Raw genomic sequence first — 16,927 nt, 5'->3', positions numbered from 1 at the left:
CAGCACATGACGATCACGCAGGAGCAGGCGACCTGGTTCGCCCAGACGTTCGGGCAGCTCGCCGACAACGTGGAGCGCGCCGTGCTCGGCAAGCGGCACATGGTCGAGCTGGTCCTGACCGCCATGCTCAGCGAGGGTCACGTGCTGCTCGAAGACGTCCCCGGCACGGGCAAGACGTCGCTCGCGCGGGCGATGGCGCAGTCGGTGCAGGGGACGAACACGCGCATCCAGTTCACCCCCGATCTCCTGCCCGGCGACATCACCGGCATCAGCGTGTACGACCAGAAAGAGGGCGTGTTCGAGTTCCATGCCGGACCGATCTTCGCCAACATCGTGCTCGCCGACGAGATCAACCGCGCGAGCCCGAAGACGCAGTCGGCGCTGCTCGAGGTGATGGAGGAGGGCCGGGTCACGATCGACGGCGTCACCCGCCAGGTGGGGGTGCCGTTCCTGGTGCTGGCGACGCAGAACCCGGTGGAGCAGGCCGGCACCTACCGCCTGCCCGAGGCCCAGCTCGACCGCTTCATGATGCGCACCTCGCTCGGCTACCCCGACCACGCCGCCACCGTGCGCATCCTCGACGGCGCCGCGGTCGCGACGGCCGACCTCGCGCCGATCATCACCCCGCAGGCGCTCGTGGGCATGGCCGACCTCGCCGCCCAGGTCTACGTCGACGCCCTCGTGCTCGACTACATCGCCCGCCTCGTCGACAGCACCCGGTCGGCCGACGAGGTGCGCCTGGGGGTCAGCATCCGCGGCGCCCTCGCCCTCACGCGCGCGACCCGCACGCGCGCGGTGTCGCAGGGACGCACCTACGCGACGCCCGACGACGTCAAGGCGCTCGCCGTGCCCGTGCTCTCGCACCGCCTGATCCTCCACCCCGAGGCCGAGTTCGACGGCGTCACGCAGGAGGCCGTGATCGGCCAGGTCCTGCTCGACGTCGCGCCGCCCAGTCGCCGCGAGGCCGTATGAGCCTGACCGAGTCCCGCCTCACCCGGACCTCCGTCTCGACGGGGTCGTCGGGCCGAACGACCGTCACCGCCACCTCGGTGGCGTCGGACGGGCGGTCGCGCGCCCTCGTAGGGGTCGTGGTGTGGTTCGTCGGCGCATGGACAGCCCTCACCCGCGGGATCGCGACGGCGGCCGGGTGGGCCGCGCGGACGATCCGGCCGGCCGGGGTGCTGGTCGTGCTCGCCGCGACGGCGGGACTCGCGGTGGGCATCGTCTTCGGCTGGGTCGAGTGGATGGTGGCGGGCGTGGCCGCGCTCGTGCTGGTCGCAGCATCCGTCCCCTTCCTCTTCGGCGCCCGCTCGTACGACGTCGACCTGTCGCTCACACATGAGCGGGTCGTCGCCGGCGACGGCGTGACCGGTGAGATCGTCGTGCGCAACGACGGGCACCGCATCGCCCTGCCGGGTCGCCTCGACATCCCCGTCGGCGCGGGTCTCGTGGAGTTCGGCGTTCCGCTGCTGCGCCCCGGCCACACCGTCTCGCAGCCGCTCGACATCCCCGGCCTGCGTCGCGGCATCGTGACCGTCGGACCCGCGACGACCGTGCGCAGCGACCCGATCGGCCTGCTGCGCCGCGAGCACGCGTTCGAGGACGTGCACGACGTCTATGTGCACCCGCGCACGACCTCCCTCCCCTCCACGAGCGCGGGCCTGATCCGCGACCTCGAGGGCAGCCCCACCCGCCGGCTCGTCGACTCCGACATGTCGTTCCACGCGATCCGCGAGTATGCGCCCGGAGACTCCCGCCGGCAGATCCACTGGAAGTCGACCGCCAAGACCGGGCGGCTGATGGTGCGCCAGTACGAGGAGTCGCGGCGTTCGCGCATGGCGGTCGTGCTGGGCGTCGCAGAGCACGAGTACGCCGATCCCGACGAGTTCGAGCTGGCCGTCTCGTGCGCCGCCTCGCTCGGCCTGCGCGCGGTCCGCGACGCGCGCGATGTCGAGATCGTCACGGGGTCGGAGATCCCGCGCGTGGTCCGCGGTCGCCTCCGGGCGATCCGGCACATCCCGGCCGGCTCCCCACGCCCCATGCTCGACGGCTTCAGCGGCGTGACGATGCTCGAGAGCACCATGCCCATCGCGGACGTCTGCCGGCTCACCGCCGAGTCGGGGGACCGCCTGTCGATCGCCTTCGTCGTCGTCGGGTCCCACGTCACCCTCACGCGGCTGCAGCAGGCCGCCCTCGCCTTCTCGGCGGACACGAGCGTCGTCGCGGTGATCTGCGACGAGCGGGCGCACCCGCGGATGCAGCCGCTCTCCGCCCTGACCGTGCTCACCGTCGGCACCCTCGATGACCTGTCGGGTCTCCTGCTGCGCGGAGCGACGGCATGAGCGCGAATCGGGATGCCGCGCCCGCGGCCGAGCGGCGGCCGGTCCTGGTCCCGCGCATCGTCGTCGGGAGCCTGTTCGCCCTCGTGGTCGTCGGTGTGGCAGCGGCGGCCGCGTGGCCGATCTACCACTCGGCCGCGTTCGGGCTGCTGGTCGCAGTCGCGGTGTCGATCGCCGCGGCGCTCGCGGCGGTGGCCGCACGGCTGCGGTGGAGCGGCTGGATCGTCGCCGGAGCGCTGGCCGGCGTCTTCCTCGTCGTCGGCGTCCCACTGGCGGTGCCGTCGCGGCTCGGCGGCCCGAGCGACCTCCTGCGCGGATTCAGCGAGCTCGCCTCGGGTGCGCTGCTGGGCTGGAAGGACCTCGTCACCGTCGAGCTGCCCGTCGGCTCGTACCGCAACCTCCTGGTCCCGGCGCTGATCGTCTTCCTCGGGGGGACCTGCCTCCTGCTTCTGCTCGCGTGGCGCGAGGATCGCATCGCCTATGCGGCCGTCCCCGTCGCGCTGGGGATGGTCTCGTTCGGGCTCTTCTTCGGACGCACGACGGTGAGCACGCCCATCGAGATCGGGCCGCTCACGCTCTACGCGCCCGCCGAGACTGCACTCGGCGCGCTGAGCCTGCTGTCGTGTCTGCTGTGGCTGGCCTGGCGCACGCACGACGAGCGCCTTCGCGCGCTGCAGCGCGCCGCAGCGTCGAGCGGCGTCCGCATCTCGCGTCGCCCGTCACGGGCCGACCGGCGGCGCTCGGCGCTCGGCGCGGGCATGGTCGCGGCGGCGCTCGTGCTCGCCGTGGGCGTCGTTCCCTTCGCCGCGCGAGGGGCGGAACGCGAGGTGCTGCGCACGGCGGTCGGACCCGAGGTCGACCTCTCGGCAGCCGTGAGCCCGCTCGCCGAGTACCGCGCTCTGTTCGAGGACGACCGCGTGCAGCAGGTGCTGTTCACGGTGGCGACCGGAGCCGCGACGCCGGAGCGCGTGCGCGTCGCCACCCTCGATTCCTACGACGGCGAGGTGTTCCGCAGCGGCGGGGAGGGGGCGGCCGACGCCGGACGCTTCGTGCGCGTGCCCTCGTCGCTCGATGCCGGACCCGGCACGCCGGTCGAAGCCACCGTGGAGATCGACGCTCTGGGCGGGATCTGGATGCCGACCGCCGGGCGGCTGTCGGGCGTCGCGTTCCGGGGGCCGCGCGCCGCGTCGCTCGCCGACCGCTTCTACTACAACGCCGCGGCGTCGGCCGGCGTGCAGACCGCGGGCGGAGGGCTCGCGTCCGGCGACCGCTACACCGCCTACGGCGTCGAGCCGGAGGTCCCCGCCCTGGAGGAGCTGGAGGCCCCGGGTGCGACCGCGGGCGACGTGGCCGCGCCGGACAGTCTGCGCGCGTGGGTCGAGAACCACGTCTCGGGCACCGGGGGAGCGGCCCTCGCCGACCTCGTCGCGCTGCTGCGGGAGCGCGGCTATCTCAGCCACGGTCTCAGGGGTGGCCAGGGCGAGCCGCTCCCCGTGTGGGCCGAGCAACTGCCCGACTACGCGTTCCAGCCGAGCGCGTCGGGGCACTCGCTCGCCCGCATCGATGCGATGTTCGACCGGCTGCTCGAGCGCGAGGGCGACCCGCGCGCGCAGGCCTCCGGAAACTATGTCGCGGCCGTCGGCGACGACGAGCAGTTCGCGGTCGCCGTGGCGCTGATCGCGCGCGAACTCGGCTTCCCGTCGCGGGTCGTGCTCGGCGCCCGCATCGGCGAGCCCCAGCCGGGCCTCGCGTCGTGCGGCGACGGCGTGTGCCGGGCGCGGGACCTGTCGGCCTGGACCGAGGTGCAGTCGGCCGAGGGGGACTGGGTGGCGGTCGACGTCACCCCGCAGTGGGCCGAGTCGCCCAGCCTCGACGTGACGGAGCAGCGCGACCCCGAGGTCGTCACGGAGGTGCTGCCCGACACGGTGGAAGAGGTCCTGCCGCCCGATCCGCTCCAGGAGGACTCGGCCTCCGGCGATCCCGCCGCCGACGACGCCGGGGTCGGCCTCGCGTGGCTGTGGCCGATCCTGCGCACCGCCGGCGTGGCACTGCTCATCCTCGGGCTCGCGCTCGGGCCGTTCCTCGTCGTCATCGCGGCGAAGGCGGCGCGCCGACGCGGACGACGCCGCGCCCCCTCACCCGCTGCCCGCATCGCCGGTGGCTGGGAGGAGTACGTGGACGCCGCGCTCGACGCGGGCCGTGAGGCGCCGCGCACGCACACCCGACGGGAGCTCGCGACGGGCTTCGGCTCCGACACGGGGCTGCAACTCGCCGACACCGCCGATCGCGCCGTATTCTCGTCCGGAGATGAGACGGACGCCGACGCCGCGCAGTACTGGCGGGTGGTCGACGAGGAGCGTCGCCGCCTCGCGCAGGAGCGAGGGTTCTGGAGAGGGCTTGCCGTGACCGTATCGTTGAGATCGTTCGTCCGACACCTCGCACCCGCCACGGGTGCCCGCACGCGTTTCGCCGAGAGGGGGAGGCGCCGGGTCGTCCAGCCCGTGCGCCCCATGCCATGAATGCCGAAGCATCCGCCACCGTCGCCGGGATCCTGATCTCGCTGCTCGCGGTCGCCGCCGTCTACGTCTGGACCGCGATCGCGCTGTCCGCCGTGTTCCGAAAGTCGGGCGAGGAAGCCTGGAAGGCGTGGGTTCCGGTCCTCAACGTGATCGTGCTGCTCCAGCTCGGCGGTCTCTCGCCCTGGCTCGTGCTGATGGCCCTCGTCCCGGTGCTCGGCGGCATCGCGCTGTGGGTCGTCGTCGTGATCGCCTGCTACCGCGTCAACGTCGCGTTCGGGTACGGCGCGGGGATGACCGTGCTCGCCGCGCTCCTCTTCCCGGTCTGGGCCACGGTCCTCGGCTTCGGCTCGGCCCGCTGGGTCGGCGCCGAGCCCGCACCGGGGGTGCGCCGATCCATCGCCCCCACCGACGCGCCGGTTCCCGGCACCACTCCGGCGGACGCCGGCCCGCCTCCGCCGCCGCCCGGCGCCGCCCCGCTGCCGCCCGCCTCCGCCCCGGCCGGCAACGCGTGGGCCCCCACCGCGCCGGCCACCATGCGGCCCGCGCCGCCCGTGCCGCCGGTGCCGCCCGCACCTTCGCCGGACGCACCTCGCACCGCTCCCGCCGCCGCGGAGGAGCCGATCTCCTTCGTGCCGGTGACCGGCGCGTCCCGGCCTGTGCCCCCGGCATCCTTCGACTTCACCGAGCCCTCACACCCCGGCGCGCCCCACCGACCGGCCGACCCGTCGCCGGTGCTCGACGAGGAGTCCGCGCCCGCGCCCGCATCCTCTGCGCGCGCCAACCAGAACTGGGGCGGCTTCGACCTCGGTGCCGTCGTCGAGCTGACCGGAGAGGTCACGGCGGCCGTCAGCGGTGCTCCGCAGCCGATCGCCGCGGTGCCCGGCGTCGCTGCCGAACGGCCCGAGGAGTCCGACCAGCGTCCCGCGGTCACTCGGGTGCCCGCGGCGCGGCCGACGCCCGAGGTGGAGCCGTGGGCTCCGGCGCGATCACCGCTGCCGGAGGGCGACGCCTTCCCGGAGGCATCCGGTGAGGTGTCCGCGGTCGCGGGTGCACCGGATGCCGGCACCCCGCGCTCGGCGCGCACGTCGGTCTCGGCGCAGCACGTGCTGCCCGAGATTCCGGACGGCGTCGACGAGACCGTGATCGCGAACCGCCGCAAGGCCAAGTGGTCGATCGTGCTGCCCTCGGGCGGTCTGGTCGAACTGGCCGCCGACATCGTGCTCGTCGGTCGCCGGCCGGCACCGAGTACGGCCTACCCGGACGCGCAGCTCGTCGTGATCGATGACGGCACGGTGTCGAAGACCCACATGCGTCTGGAGCGCAACGGTGACGAGTGGTCGGTGACCGACCTGCACTCGACCAACGGCACGATCCTCATCGCGTCGGACGGGGCCGAGCGGGAGATCCCGCCGGGCGCCGCGCACCGTGCACCGGCCCGGCTGCTGCTCGGCGACGCCGAACTGCGGCTGCTGGCCGACGATTCGAGCCGATGACGCCGGCCGACCCCGCGAACCCGCCCGTCCCTGCGGCGGATCCCGCCCACCCCGGCGACGATGGCGCCGTCGACGAGGCGACGGTCATCGGGGCCCGCCGGCGGGCTGCGGCCGAGCCGGTCGACGAGGCGACGGTGATCTCCGCGCGGCGCCGTCGCGGGCCGGACCCGGTGGGCGAGGAGACCGTGGTGTCGGTGCGCCGCCGCGGTCGGTCCGAGCCCGACGGACCCGGCACGTCGGACGACACGATCCCCTCGACTCGGGGCCGCAGCCTCGCCGGTCCTGCGGTGGCGGACGACGACACCGTGCTCTCGCGCAGGTCCGCGGCGGCGACCGACACTGTGCCGGAGGTCGAGGAGACCCTGCTCCGCCCGCCGGCCGCGTCGCGTGACGCCCGCCGGGGGCCGGGTGCCGTCGACCGCGCGCCCGGCGCTCGGGACGCGCGCATCCCCGACGCAGACGCGCTCCGCACCCCCGTCCCGCCGCGCCCGGTTCCCCCGGTGACCGCCGTCCGCGGCCCGGCACCGGTGCGTCCTCCGAGCGTCGAGCGCACGGGCCCGGTCCCGGATCATGAGAGTGTGGAGCGTGCGGCACGAGCCCGTGACCGACGGCGCACGATCGTCGTCGTGCTCGTCGCGGCGGCCGCGGTGCTCGGATCTGCGGCTGCGCTCGTGCTCCTGCTGACCTGACGGCGACCGGTGACCTGAGGATGACGATGACCGACACTGCCGCTCCCGCCCGCCTCACGCGGGATGAGCCCCTCGACGACGGCCCTGTCGCGCCTGAGACGGCGGCGATGCTCGGGATCGTGCCGGCCGGGCTCGGCTACCGCTCGCTCGCGTTCGCGATCGACGTGGCCATCTGGCTGGTCCTCGCCGGGCCGCTCATCGCCGGCATGATCATGCGCGCCCTGGACGACACCTCACTGCTGTCGCTGCTGCTCATCGCAGGCGGCTGGTTCCTCTCCGGCCTCTTCGTGCTGATCCAGCTGATCCTCCACGGCCGACGGGGCGTCACGACCGGCAAGGCTGCGTTGCGGCTGCGCTCGATCTCGGCGACCGACCTCGGTCGCCCCGGCTTCTGGCGTGTGGTGCTTCGCGCGCTCGTCCTGGCGGCGAGCACGCTCGTGCTGGTCGTCGTCGGCCCCGCCGTGCTGTTCGCGTCGAGCCTCGCCGACCCGCAGCGGAGGGGCCGCAGCATCCTGGACCGCATCGGCGGGTGCTGGGTCATCGACGCGCGCGCGGGCCTCGACCCGTTCGACGCCAAAGCGCTCCGCCACGCGCGCCGAGCGCTGCGCGGTCGGCCCGACGACACCGAGGAGCTGCCCTCGATGGCGAGCGGTGCCCCGGCGGAGTCGTCTCTGCGCATCCCCGACGCACGCTCGCGCGCGGGCGTCGTGGGCCCCGGCGGCACCGGGGCGCAGTGGGCGCTCGCCGCGTCGGGCGACGACAGCGTCATCGACGGCGTGCCCGGAGCGGAATCCCCGCCTGCGGTCCCGGTGGCGCAGAGCTTCGCCCCCGCGGCGCAGAGCTTCGCACCTCCTGCAGCCGGAGCCGCGGCCCCCGCCGCCGCCGCAGGGCACGCCACCCCTGCCGCCACCCCGACCCCGTTGCGAACTCCGGCGCCGGCAGCGCCGACGCCCACGCCGGCCGAAGTCGTGCAGGCGGCGGGCGCTGCGCCCGCCACCGGGCTGCGCCGGGCGCAGGCCATGATCCGCTTCGACGACGGCTCGGTGCTGCGCGTCCCCGTGCTGGGACTCATCGGTCGCGACCCCGAGCCCGCCGCGGGGGAGACGGCCGACGCCGTGGTGCGGCTCGACGACCCGCAGCGACTCATGTCGAAGACGCACGCGGCGTTCGGGCAGGACGCCGAGGGGGTGTGGGTCGGCGATCGCGGCTCGCGCAACGGCACGCAGCTGCTGTCGCCCGGCGGGGATGTCGTCGACGTTCCGGCGGGCGAGCGCATGCGGGTCCCCGTGGGCTGGACCGTGCAGATCGGCGGCAGGACGTTCGAGCTCGTTCCGAGAGGTGCTGATTCGTGAAGCTGAAGCTGGGTCTGCGTCGAGGCGTCGGATCCACCGTCGACGTGCTCGTGACCGCCGATTCGACGGCGACGGTGCAGGATGTGGCGCGCGCCCTCGCCGAGGGTGACGCGCTCGCCGCGCCGGGCGGCGTGAATGCGAGCGACGTGCCCACGCTGCTCGTCGCCTCGCCGGCAGGTCGCCCCGTCCACCTCGACCCGTCCGCGTCGATCGCCGACGCGCCCATCGGCTCGGGCTTCGACGCCTCCGTCGTGCCCGCCGTCCACGGGGCGGGCACCGACGGCGCGGTGACCGCGGCCGTGATGCGCATCCACAGCGGCCCCGACGCCGGCCGGACGATCCCGCTTCCGGCGGGCTCGACGGTGATCGGGCGCGTCGCTCCCGCGCAGGTGCTGCTGGACGACCCGCTCGTCTCGAAGCGCCATGCGCGCGTCGAGGTCGACCAGTCCATCGAGCTCGTCGACCTGAATTCCGCGAACGGCCTCATCGTCGACGGGGGACTCGTGCAGCGCGTCCGGGTCATCCCGGGCCAGAAGATCACGATCGGCGCGACCGAGGTGTCGTTCTCGCTCGTGCCGCGCGTCGAGACCGACGCGTCACTCGTGCTGGAGCGCGGCGGGGCGCTCATGTTCAACCGCTCGCCGCGCGTGGAGGACCGCTACGCGGGCCAGGAGTTCCGGCATCCGATCATCCCCAACGAGGCCGACCCGCGCATCTTCCCGTGGCCGATGATCATGGCCCCGGTGCTGCTCGGCCTCGCCATGTTCGCCGTCACGCAGCGCCCCACCTCGCTCCTGATCGTCGCGATGGCCCCGCTCATGATGCTCGGCAACTTCATCGGCCAGCGCACGCAGCAGGGCAAGAAGCTCCAGCTCGAGATCGAGACGTTCGAGACGCAGCTCGACGAGCTCGAGGAGCAGCTCGAGATGGAGGAGATCGTCGAGCGCGAGCGCCGGCGGGCCGAGGCCCCGGCGACGGCGACCGTCTACGAGAACGCCATGGCGCTCGGGCCGATGCTGTGGACGCGCCGGCCGGAGCACTGGAACTTCCTCGGGCTGCGCCTCGGCGTCGGGGCGGGGCACAGCCGCAACACCATCCAGGAGGCGAACGACCAGCGCGGCATCGCGCAGTACTCGCAGCAGGTGCGCCGGCTGCGCGAGCGGTTCGCGCACATCGACGACGTGCCCGTGATCGAGCTGCTGCCGTCCGCCGGCGCGATCGGCATCGCGGGACCCCGCGAGCTCGCGGCCGACGTCGTGCGCGGCCTCGGAGTGCAGCTGTTCGGGCTCCATGCCCCCAACGAGGTGGTCACCGCCGCCATCGTCGACCCGGGCTGGACCGGCGACATGGAGTGGATGAAGTGGCTGCCCCACACCACCAGCCCGCGCTCGCCGTTCGCCGAGATGGCGCTCGCCGACAGCCAGTCCGCGGGCACCGCCCTGCTCAACGGACTCGAGGAGGCGATCCTCGAGCGCCTGTCGGGATCGGCGACGCATCGCGGTCCGCTCGCCGCGAGCGAGGTCTCGATGGCCCTCGGCAAGCACGTCGGCGAGCAGCGCGGCGGCGGCGGGTCGGCCGCCGGCGACGTCTCGCTCGTGCTGTTCGTCACGCACGACGCGCCCGTCGACCGTCCGCGCCTCACCCAGGTGATCGAGCGAGGGCCGGATGCCGGCGTCTACACCGTCTTCGTCGCCCCCACCGTCGAGTCGCTCCCCGCGTCGTGCCGCACGTTCATCGACGTGAGCCACGGCCTCGACGAGGCCACCGTCGGCTGGGTGCGTGCGGGCGATCGCGCGCAGAGCGTCGCGATCGAGGGGGTCTCGCGCGAGTACGCCGAGATCTTCGCCAAGCGCCTGGCGCCCGTCGTCGACTCGAGCTCGGTCGCGGCCGACTCGTCGGACCTGCCGAACAGCGTGTCGCTGCTGCGCCTCATCGGCACCGACATGGCGGCCGAGCCGCAGGCGGCCGTCGAGCGGTGGCGTCAGAACAACTCGGTCATCGACCGCACGCGCGGCCCGCGTCCGCGGCTCAAGCGCGCCGGGACGCTCAAGGCGTACGTCGGGCAAGGGAGCCCCGACGCGATGTCGCTCGACCTGCGCACCCAGGGCCCGCACGCGCTCGTGGGCGGCACCACCGGCTCGGGCAAGTCGGAGTTCCTGCAGGCCTGGGTGCTCGGCATGGCAGCGGAGTACAGCCCCGACCGGGTGACGTTCCTCTTCGTCGACTACAAGGGCGGTTCGGCGTTCGCCGACTGCGTCGAGCTGCCGCACACCGTCGGCCTCGTGACGGATCTGAGCCCTCACCTCGTGCGCCGCGCGCTGACCAGCCTGCGCGCCGAGCTGCACCACCGCGAGCACCTCTTCAACCGCAAGAAGGCGAAGGACCTCCTCGAGCTCGAGAAGCGCCAGGATCCCGAGACCCCGCCCGCGCTCGTGCTCGTCATCGACGAGTTCGCCGCGCTCGCGACCGAGGTGCCGGAGTTCGTCGACGGCGTCGTCGACATCGCCCAGCGCGGCCGGTCGCTCGGCATCCACCTGATCATGGCGACGCAGCGCCCGGCGGGCGTCATCAAGGACAACCTGCGCGCCAACACGAACCTCCGCGTCGCGCTGCGGATGGCCGACGCCGCCGACTCGAACGACGTCGTGGGCGACCCGGTCGCCTCGACGTTCGACCCGTCGATCCCGGGCCGCGGCATCGCCAAGACCGGACCCGGCCGCCTGGTGCCGTTCCAGTCCGGGTACGCCGGCGGCTGGACCGCGGAAGAGCCCGATCGCGCCCAGGTGCGTGTGGCCGAGCTGCGCTTCGGCTCGGTCACCCTGTGGGAGGCCGAGGGCGACAGCGAGTCCGACACGCACGACGAGGACCTCGGACCCAACGACCAGAAGCGGCTCGTCGCGAACCTGGTGGCCGCGGCCGCCGAGGCGGGCATCCCCGCCCCGCGCCGGCCGTGGCTCGATGACCTCGCCGGCACGATCGACCTGCGCGATCTGCCGTTCGAGGGCGACCAGCGCATCCCGATCGGCCTCGCCGACATCCCGCAGCGGCAGCTGCAGGAGGCGGTCTACTTCCAGCCCGACACCGACGGGCACATGCTCGTCTACGGCACGAGCGGCGCGGGCAAGAGCGCCGCGCTGCGCACGATCGGCATCGCAGCGGGCGCACGGCCCGACCTCGGACGGGTCGCCGTGTACGGCATCGACTTCGGCACCGGCGCGCTCCGCTCGATGGAGATCATGCCCCACGTCGGGTCGATCGTCTCGGGCGACGACGTCGAGCGCGTCCAGCGCCTGCTGCGCACGCTGCGGGGCGTGCTCGACGACCGCGCGAAGCGGTACTCCGACGTCAACGCCGCCACCCTCACCGAGTACCGGCAGATCACCGGCGACGCCGCCGAGCCCCGCATCATCCTGCTGCTCGACGGATTCGGCGTCTTCAAGCAGGACTGGGAGACGTCGTCGACGCGCGCACCGTTCTACGGCATCTTCATGCGTCTCCTCGGCGAGGGCCGCCCGCTCGGCGTGCACGTGGTCGCGACCGCCGACCGCTACGGCGCCGTACCCACCGCGGTGAGCGCCAACGTCACCAAGCGGATCGTGCTGCGGATGTCCGACGAGGGCGCGTACGCGATCCTCGGCGTCGCGAAGGACGTCCTCAACGAGCGCAGCGTGCCCGGCCGTGCGATCGTCGACGGACTCGAGACCCAGGTCGCCGTCATCGGGGGCACGACCAACGTCGCCGAGCAGAACACCGCGGCCGAGGCCTTCGCCGCGGCGCTGCGGGCGGCGGGCGCCGTCGAGGCGAAGAACATCGGGTCGCTTCCGGTCGAGCTCGACGTCGCCGAGCTGCCGGCGCGCGTGGGGGAGTTCCCCGCGCTCGGCATCGGCGACGACACGCTCGGCCCCAAGGGCTTCGAGCCCGTCGGCACGTTCGTCGTCGCGGGTCCTCCGCAGAGCGGCAAGACCACCGCCCTGCGCGGCATCGTCTCGTCGCTGGAGCGCTTCGACCCCGATGTCGAGCTCTTCCACGTCGGTGGGCGTCGCGCCGCGCTGCGCGACTACCGTCCGTGGCGGCAGGCGGTGTCGGCCATCGAGGACGTGCGCGCGCTCGCGAAGGAACTCAAGGACGTCGTTGGCGACGAGTCGACCTCGAAGCGGATCGCGGTGGTGGTCGAGAACATCACCGAGTACGGCGACACCGACGCCGAGCGCCCGCTCAAGGAGCTCTTCCAGGCGATCAACCGCAGCGACCACTTCCTCGTCGCCGACGGCGACGTGTCGCAGCTGAGCAGCGGCTACGGTCTGATCGGCGAGCTCAAGGGCGGACGCCACGGCATCGCCCTGCGGCCCGAGACATACGACGGCGACTCGCTGTTCAAGGTCCCCTTCCCGAAGGTGCAGCGGCACGAGTTCCCGGTCGGCCGCGGCCTCTTCGTCGAGAACGGGCAGGTCGTCACGGTGCAGCTGCCGCTGGTCGCGGAGTAGGACGAGCGGATGCCGCGGATGGGGAATGATCCCCATTGGGAAGCGCTCACCCGCTCGGTTAGCCTGACGTGGGGCCAGAGCGGTCCGAGGTTTCGAAGGGAATGACGATGGCGGATTTCAAGGCTTCTTACGGCGAGATGGAAGCGATGTCGGGCAAGCTCGACAGCGGTCGCGAGGAGATCGGCGACATCCTGCGTCGCCTGAAGAGCGATGTGGACCGTCTGCTCGGCGATGACTTCAAGACGCAGCACGCGTCGGGGAAGTTCGGTGAGGGCTACACCGAGCTGACCACGGGTCTGGAGAAGGCCATCGAGGGCATCTCCGACATGGGTGAGTCGCTGCGCAAGATGCAGCAGGCGATCAAGGACACCGACCAGGCGCTCGCCGGCAACTGACGACTTCGCGGCGGTGGCGGCCATCGGCCGCCCCGCCGCGCCATGCGGGGGGCGAAGAAGTGCCAGACATCTACCTCAACATGCAGGAGCTCGACGAGGTCCTCGCCGGGCTCGACGCGTCGATCGACGAGTTCGACTCCGCGACCGGTGTCGCAGACGGCATCGCCGAGGCCATCGGTCGCCCTGACGGCCGCGGCTCGCTCCACGGCAAGGCGAACGACTTCGAGGACGACTGGAACAACACGCGCGGCGAGTTGAAGGACAACCTCGACAAGATCCGCACGCACCTCCAGGACGTCATCGACGGGTGGCGGAACTGGGATGCCGAGGCTGCCGCCGCGATGCAGTCGTCCGCCCCCGACAACGCGGTGTGAGGACACGATGACACTCCGTTCCCCCGAGAACAATCTGCTGCGCCGCCTGGAGGGCAACCCCGGCGATGTGCGCCGCTACGGCCAGGATCTCGTCGACGCGGGTGCGGTCATGCGCCGCACGGCGACGCAGCTCAAGCGGATCAGCGAGGGCACGCGGCAGATCGCCGAGTCCGTCGATGCCGTCCGCGAGGTCGCGGGCGAGACGTATCCCGACCTCGAGAAGGCCGCGACGCGGTACGAGCGCACCGGCGAGGTGCTGAAGACCTACGCCGTCGAGCTCGACACGGCGCAGACCGGGATCCACCCGCTCATCCCGCAGATCGAGGACGCCCATCGCGACCTGGCGACGGCGCGGACGGACGAGGCGGACGCCGACCGGCTCGTGCGCGACCACCGCTATCAGATGCCGTGGGAGGACGACGTCTCCGACTCTCAGAAGCAGGCGGCGCTCGACGCGCAGACCAGCGCCGAGACGGCGCGGGAGAACGCCGAGAGCAGGCTCGCGTCGCTGTGGGGCACGTTCGACCGCAAGTTCTCGACGTGGTCGGACGCCTACGACGACGCCGTCGACGGGATCGAGGACGCCTTCGACGCGGCCGACAACAACGACGCGTGGGGCGAGGACCTGCTGCCCGTCCTGGGCTGGATCGCGGTCGGCCTCGCGGTGGTCGCGATCTTCGTGACCGGGCCCATCGCGCTGGCCATCGCCGCCATCGGCGCGGTCATCGCCCTCGTCATGGTCGCGATCAACGTGCTCAAATACGCCAAAGGCAGAGGCAACTGGCTCGATCTGACGCTGTCGATCGTCGGAGTCATCCCGTTCGCCCGGCCGCTCATCACGGGTGCGCGGGGCGGCATCGCCGCGCTGCGGGGCGTCTCGGCCACGTTCTCGGCAGGTCGCGGCATCATGCGCGCCTCCGTGCGGTCGACCTTCCCCCGCTTCGGCTACGCGCCGATGTCGGGGGGACCGTTCTCACGGCTGGCCGGCCTCGGGAACAACGCGTGGGCGGGCACGCGCAACGCGTACTACGCCGTGCGGTCCGGCATGCGGTCGTCGGCCTTGCTCTCGCGCTTCTCGATGCGGGACTTCTTCATCGACCGCCCGGTGATGAACCTGTGGCGCGGCGGGCACAACTCGGTCACGACCTTCTCGAACTTCCTGCTGCGCAACGGCTCGCGCGTGGGTGACGACGCGGTCGCGTGGGCCAACTCCGCCGAGGTCGCGTCGTTCGCGCCGTCGCAGTTCGCGCAGGCCGCCTCCGTCTTCGAGTCGTCGGTCACGTGGATTGTAAACTCCGACTTCATGGCCACGCAGAACTCCGAACGCTACAGCGGCTGGCGAGCGAGCCTGGTGTCGTGACCTCGCCGCACTCGCCCTTCGCCTACGCCATCGGCGACGAGGCCGACGCCGCGCGCGAGCGCAGCATCGGCCCGCGCTGGATGCCGATGAGCATCGGCCTCATCGCGTCGGCGGTGTTCATCGTCGTCACGATCGTGAACATCTTCGCGTCGGGCATCCCGAACCCCGTCGACGGCACGTCCGCGTGGGACTCCGACGTGCCCTTCCCGCTCATCCCGCTGCCCAGCTGGCTGACGGTCCCGGTCGCGCTGGCCCCGCTCCTCACCGCGGTGCTGCTGTGGCGGGTCGTGGACGCCCGGCACAGGGCGCTGCTGACCAACACGATCGTCTACGCGCTCACGGTCTTCCTCCTCCTGCCGATCCTGCTGTCGTGGGTGTACCCCGAGCCGGGCGGCATTCCCGACGGCGGTCGCACGATGGGCTGGCACTGGCTCGGCGCCCCCCTCGCGCTGATCGGCGCGATCGTGCTGGTCATCCGCCGCGTCACGCTGCCGGGTTCTCCGGTGCCCGCCGTCGAGCGCGACGCGTTCTTCCTCGAGGAGGTCGAGCTGCGGCGCAAGGCGCGCCACGACAAGAAGGCGCGCGCCACCCTCGAGGCCGACCTCGCCGACCTTCGCGCCCGCCAGGCCGCCGCGACCGCCGCCTCCCGGAAGGCGTCGGAGCCGCACTCCCACGCCACCGACGATCACCCCGGAGGCGCCGCATGAGCACACCGACCGCGCCGGCATCCGGACTCGGCTTCTCGATGCTCTTCCCTCCCGGCTGGCGGGAGTTCCGCACCGACGTCGAGAGTGAGCGCGAGCTCACCGAGCTGGCGACCCGCGGTGCCCGCGACGCCGGACGCGCCGACGTCGCGCTCGCGATCCGCCAGCATATCCACCGCATGTTCGAGGGGCTCCGCCGGCGGCGCGCGCTCGGCGTGCACCTGCCCGTCGTCACCATGGACGACTCCGTCCTCCCGGCCTCGCTCACGGTCGTGCCGCTGCGGTTCGCGCCCGGTGGCCTCGCGCGGGCGGTGGCCGACCGGGCCGGCGATGCCGCCGTCGAAGAGGTCGATGCGACGGGCGCCCGCTGGTACCGCTGGTACGACCGCGCCGACCAGCTGGAGGGGCAGGATGCCGCGGCATCCGTCACCCTCCACTACGTGATCCCGCGTCCCGATGACGCCGGAGCCCTGCATCTGCTGTACGCCTACACCGTCCTCGCCGAGGACCGTGGCGAGGAGCCCGACCGCTCGCTCGAGACGCTCGGGCACGGGATCATCGGCACGTTCGAGTGGGGGCGGCCCGCATGACGGACTACGTGATCGATCTCGACGACCGCGAGTGGATCGGCGTGCCGCCTGCCTTCCCGTATCTGGAGTGGCCGGATGCCGCGGCCTGGGCCGCCGCGATCGCGGACGCCGCGATCCCCGGCGATCCGGAGCGCCGGGCCGCGTTCGAGCGCGCCGCCCTCAACGTCGCCTCCGATCGGCCGCAGGACGTCGACCATGTGCTGTGGTTCGCCCCCGAGGACGGCCGCACGATGGGGGTGGCATTCCTCAGCGTGTACGACGAGGTCCCGGCCGACGTCGACCTCGAAGCGGTCGCGATGCTCGGCATCGACTCGCCCACGGCGCCGCAGATCGCGTCGCACGCATCCGACCGCTTCGGCACCGTCGTGCAGTCGGCGGCGACCGTGCGCCTGTCCGACGTCGCGGCCGAGCCCGAGGCCGCGCAGGGCGTCGCCGGCAGCATCCGCACCGTGGCCGCGGCATCCGATCTCCTCTTCGTCCTCAACGCGGTCGACGAGGACCTCGTCACCCTCGCCGTCATGCAGCAGCCGATGATCGACCTCTTCGAGCGCATCGAGCTGCTGACGGACGACGACGCCGTGACCGACGCGGTGCGGCGTCTGGTCCAGTAGCGGCCGACGTCCGCCAT

The 16,927-nt window shown here is 72.9% G+C and carries 13 protein-coding genes; all 13 read left to right on the top strand.

All coding sequences use genetic code 11. The annotated features are described in order from the left end of the window. Positions 1–6 precede the first annotated feature (6 nt). The 13 genes from ACFC1W_RS03830 to ACFC1W_RS03770 all read left to right on the top strand — a co-directional run bounded on the left by ACFC1W_RS03830 (position 7) and on the right by ACFC1W_RS03770 (position 16,910). Complete coding sequence (locus tag ACFC1W_RS03830) at positions 7–972, top strand: MoxR family ATPase (protein ID WP_241113018.1); 966 nt, start codon at positions 7–9, stop codon at positions 970–972. Further along, on the top strand, positions 969–2,342 hold the full coding sequence (locus tag ACFC1W_RS03825) for a DUF58 domain-containing protein (protein WP_375988818.1): 1,374 nt from the start codon (positions 969–971) through the stop codon (positions 2,340–2,342). Before ACFC1W_RS03830 ends, ACFC1W_RS03825 begins: the two co-directional genes overlap by 4 nt. After that, positions 2,339–4,858, top strand: coding sequence for a transglutaminaseTgpA domain-containing protein (locus tag ACFC1W_RS03820; protein WP_375988816.1), 2,520 nt, complete (start codon positions 2,339–2,341; stop codon positions 4,856–4,858). Before ACFC1W_RS03825 ends, ACFC1W_RS03820 begins: the two co-directional genes overlap by 4 nt. After that, positions 4,855–6,351, top strand: coding sequence for a DUF5684 domain-containing protein (locus tag ACFC1W_RS03815; protein WP_375988813.1), 1,497 nt, complete (start codon positions 4,855–4,857; stop codon positions 6,349–6,351). Before ACFC1W_RS03820 ends, ACFC1W_RS03815 begins: the two co-directional genes overlap by 4 nt. Continuing rightward, positions 6,348–7,040, top strand: coding sequence for a hypothetical protein (locus tag ACFC1W_RS03810; protein WP_375988810.1), 693 nt, complete (start codon positions 6,348–6,350; stop codon positions 7,038–7,040). The genes ACFC1W_RS03815 and ACFC1W_RS03810 overlap by 4 nt, the downstream gene beginning before the upstream one ends. 26 nt (positions 7,041–7,066) lie before the next feature. Further along, the gene (locus ACFC1W_RS03805; protein ID WP_375988808.1) at positions 7,067–8,392 is read left to right on the top strand and encodes an RDD family protein; all 1,326 of its coding nucleotides are present in this window, start codon (positions 7,067–7,069) and stop codon (positions 8,390–8,392) included. Then, the gene (locus tag ACFC1W_RS03800; RefSeq protein ID WP_375988805.1) at positions 8,389–12,876 is read left to right on the top strand and encodes an FtsK/SpoIIIE domain-containing protein; all 4,488 of its coding nucleotides are present in this window, start codon (positions 8,389–8,391) and stop codon (positions 12,874–12,876) included. Before ACFC1W_RS03805 ends, ACFC1W_RS03800 begins: the two co-directional genes overlap by 4 nt. Before the next feature lie 107 nt (positions 12,877–12,983). Beyond that, entirely contained in the window at positions 12,984–13,271 is a 288-nt protein-coding gene (locus ACFC1W_RS03795) for a WXG100 family type VII secretion target (protein WP_169580731.1), read from the top strand. A 59-nt stretch (positions 13,272–13,330) separates the two neighbouring features. Continuing rightward, complete coding sequence (locus tag ACFC1W_RS03790; protein WP_375988803.1) at positions 13,331–13,645, top strand: hypothetical protein; 315 nt, start codon at positions 13,331–13,333, stop codon at positions 13,643–13,645. A 7-nt stretch (positions 13,646–13,652) separates the two neighbouring features. Further along, on the top strand, positions 13,653–15,005 hold the full coding sequence (locus ACFC1W_RS03785) for a hypothetical protein (RefSeq protein WP_375988801.1): 1,353 nt from the start codon (positions 13,653–13,655) through the stop codon (positions 15,003–15,005). Beyond that, entirely contained in the window at positions 15,002–15,712 is a 711-nt protein-coding gene (locus tag ACFC1W_RS03780) for a hypothetical protein (RefSeq protein ID WP_375988799.1), read from the top strand. The genes ACFC1W_RS03785 and ACFC1W_RS03780 overlap by 4 nt, the downstream gene beginning before the upstream one ends. After that, positions 15,709–16,299: a hypothetical protein gene (locus ACFC1W_RS03775; protein ID WP_375988797.1), complete on the top strand. Its 591-nt coding sequence runs from the start codon at positions 15,709–15,711 to the stop codon at positions 16,297–16,299. The genes ACFC1W_RS03780 and ACFC1W_RS03775 overlap by 4 nt, the downstream gene beginning before the upstream one ends. Next, positions 16,296–16,910 carry a hypothetical protein gene (locus ACFC1W_RS03770; RefSeq protein ID WP_375988794.1) on the top strand — a complete coding sequence of 205 codons (615 nt, stop codon included), beginning with the start codon at positions 16,296–16,298 and terminating at the stop codon, positions 16,908–16,910. The genes ACFC1W_RS03775 and ACFC1W_RS03770 overlap by 4 nt, the downstream gene beginning before the upstream one ends. Positions 16,911–16,927: the final 17 nt, after the last annotated feature.

This window comes from Microbacterium sp. NPDC056003 (assembly GCF_042274785.1).
Taxonomy (GTDB): domain Bacteria; phylum Actinomycetota; class Actinomycetes; order Actinomycetales; family Microbacteriaceae; genus Microbacterium.
The sequence above is the reverse complement of the archived record's forward strand: the minus strand, read 5'-3'. Positions and strand labels throughout refer to the sequence as shown.

Excerpts from the sequence above, each read along its gene's own strand:
- ACFC1W_RS03830 (WP_241113018.1), top strand. The coding sequence starts at position 7 with ATGACGATCACGCAGGAGCAGGCGACCTGGTTCGCCCAGACGTTCGGG.
- ACFC1W_RS03825 (WP_375988818.1), top strand. The coding sequence starts at position 969 with ATGAGCCTGACCGAGTCCCGCCTCACCCGGACCTCCGTCTCGACGGGG.
- ACFC1W_RS03820 (WP_375988816.1), top strand. The coding sequence starts at position 2,339 with ATGAGCGCGAATCGGGATGCCGCGCCCGCGGCCGAGCGGCGGCCGGTC.
- ACFC1W_RS03815 (WP_375988813.1), top strand. The coding sequence starts at position 4,855 with ATGAATGCCGAAGCATCCGCCACCGTCGCCGGGATCCTGATCTCGCTG.
- ACFC1W_RS03810 (WP_375988810.1), top strand. The coding sequence starts at position 6,348 with ATGACGCCGGCCGACCCCGCGAACCCGCCCGTCCCTGCGGCGGATCCC.
- ACFC1W_RS03805 (WP_375988808.1), top strand. The coding sequence starts at position 7,067 with ATGACCGACACTGCCGCTCCCGCCCGCCTCACGCGGGATGAGCCCCTC.
- ACFC1W_RS03795 (WP_169580731.1), top strand. The coding sequence starts at position 12,984 with ATGGCGGATTTCAAGGCTTCTTACGGCGAGATGGAAGCGATGTCGGGC.
- ACFC1W_RS03785 (WP_375988801.1), top strand. The coding sequence starts at position 13,653 with ATGACACTCCGTTCCCCCGAGAACAATCTGCTGCGCCGCCTGGAGGGC.
- ACFC1W_RS03775 (WP_375988797.1), top strand. The coding sequence starts at position 15,709 with ATGAGCACACCGACCGCGCCGGCATCCGGACTCGGCTTCTCGATGCTC.
- ACFC1W_RS03770 (WP_375988794.1), top strand. The coding sequence starts at position 16,296 with ATGACGGACTACGTGATCGATCTCGACGACCGCGAGTGGATCGGCGTG.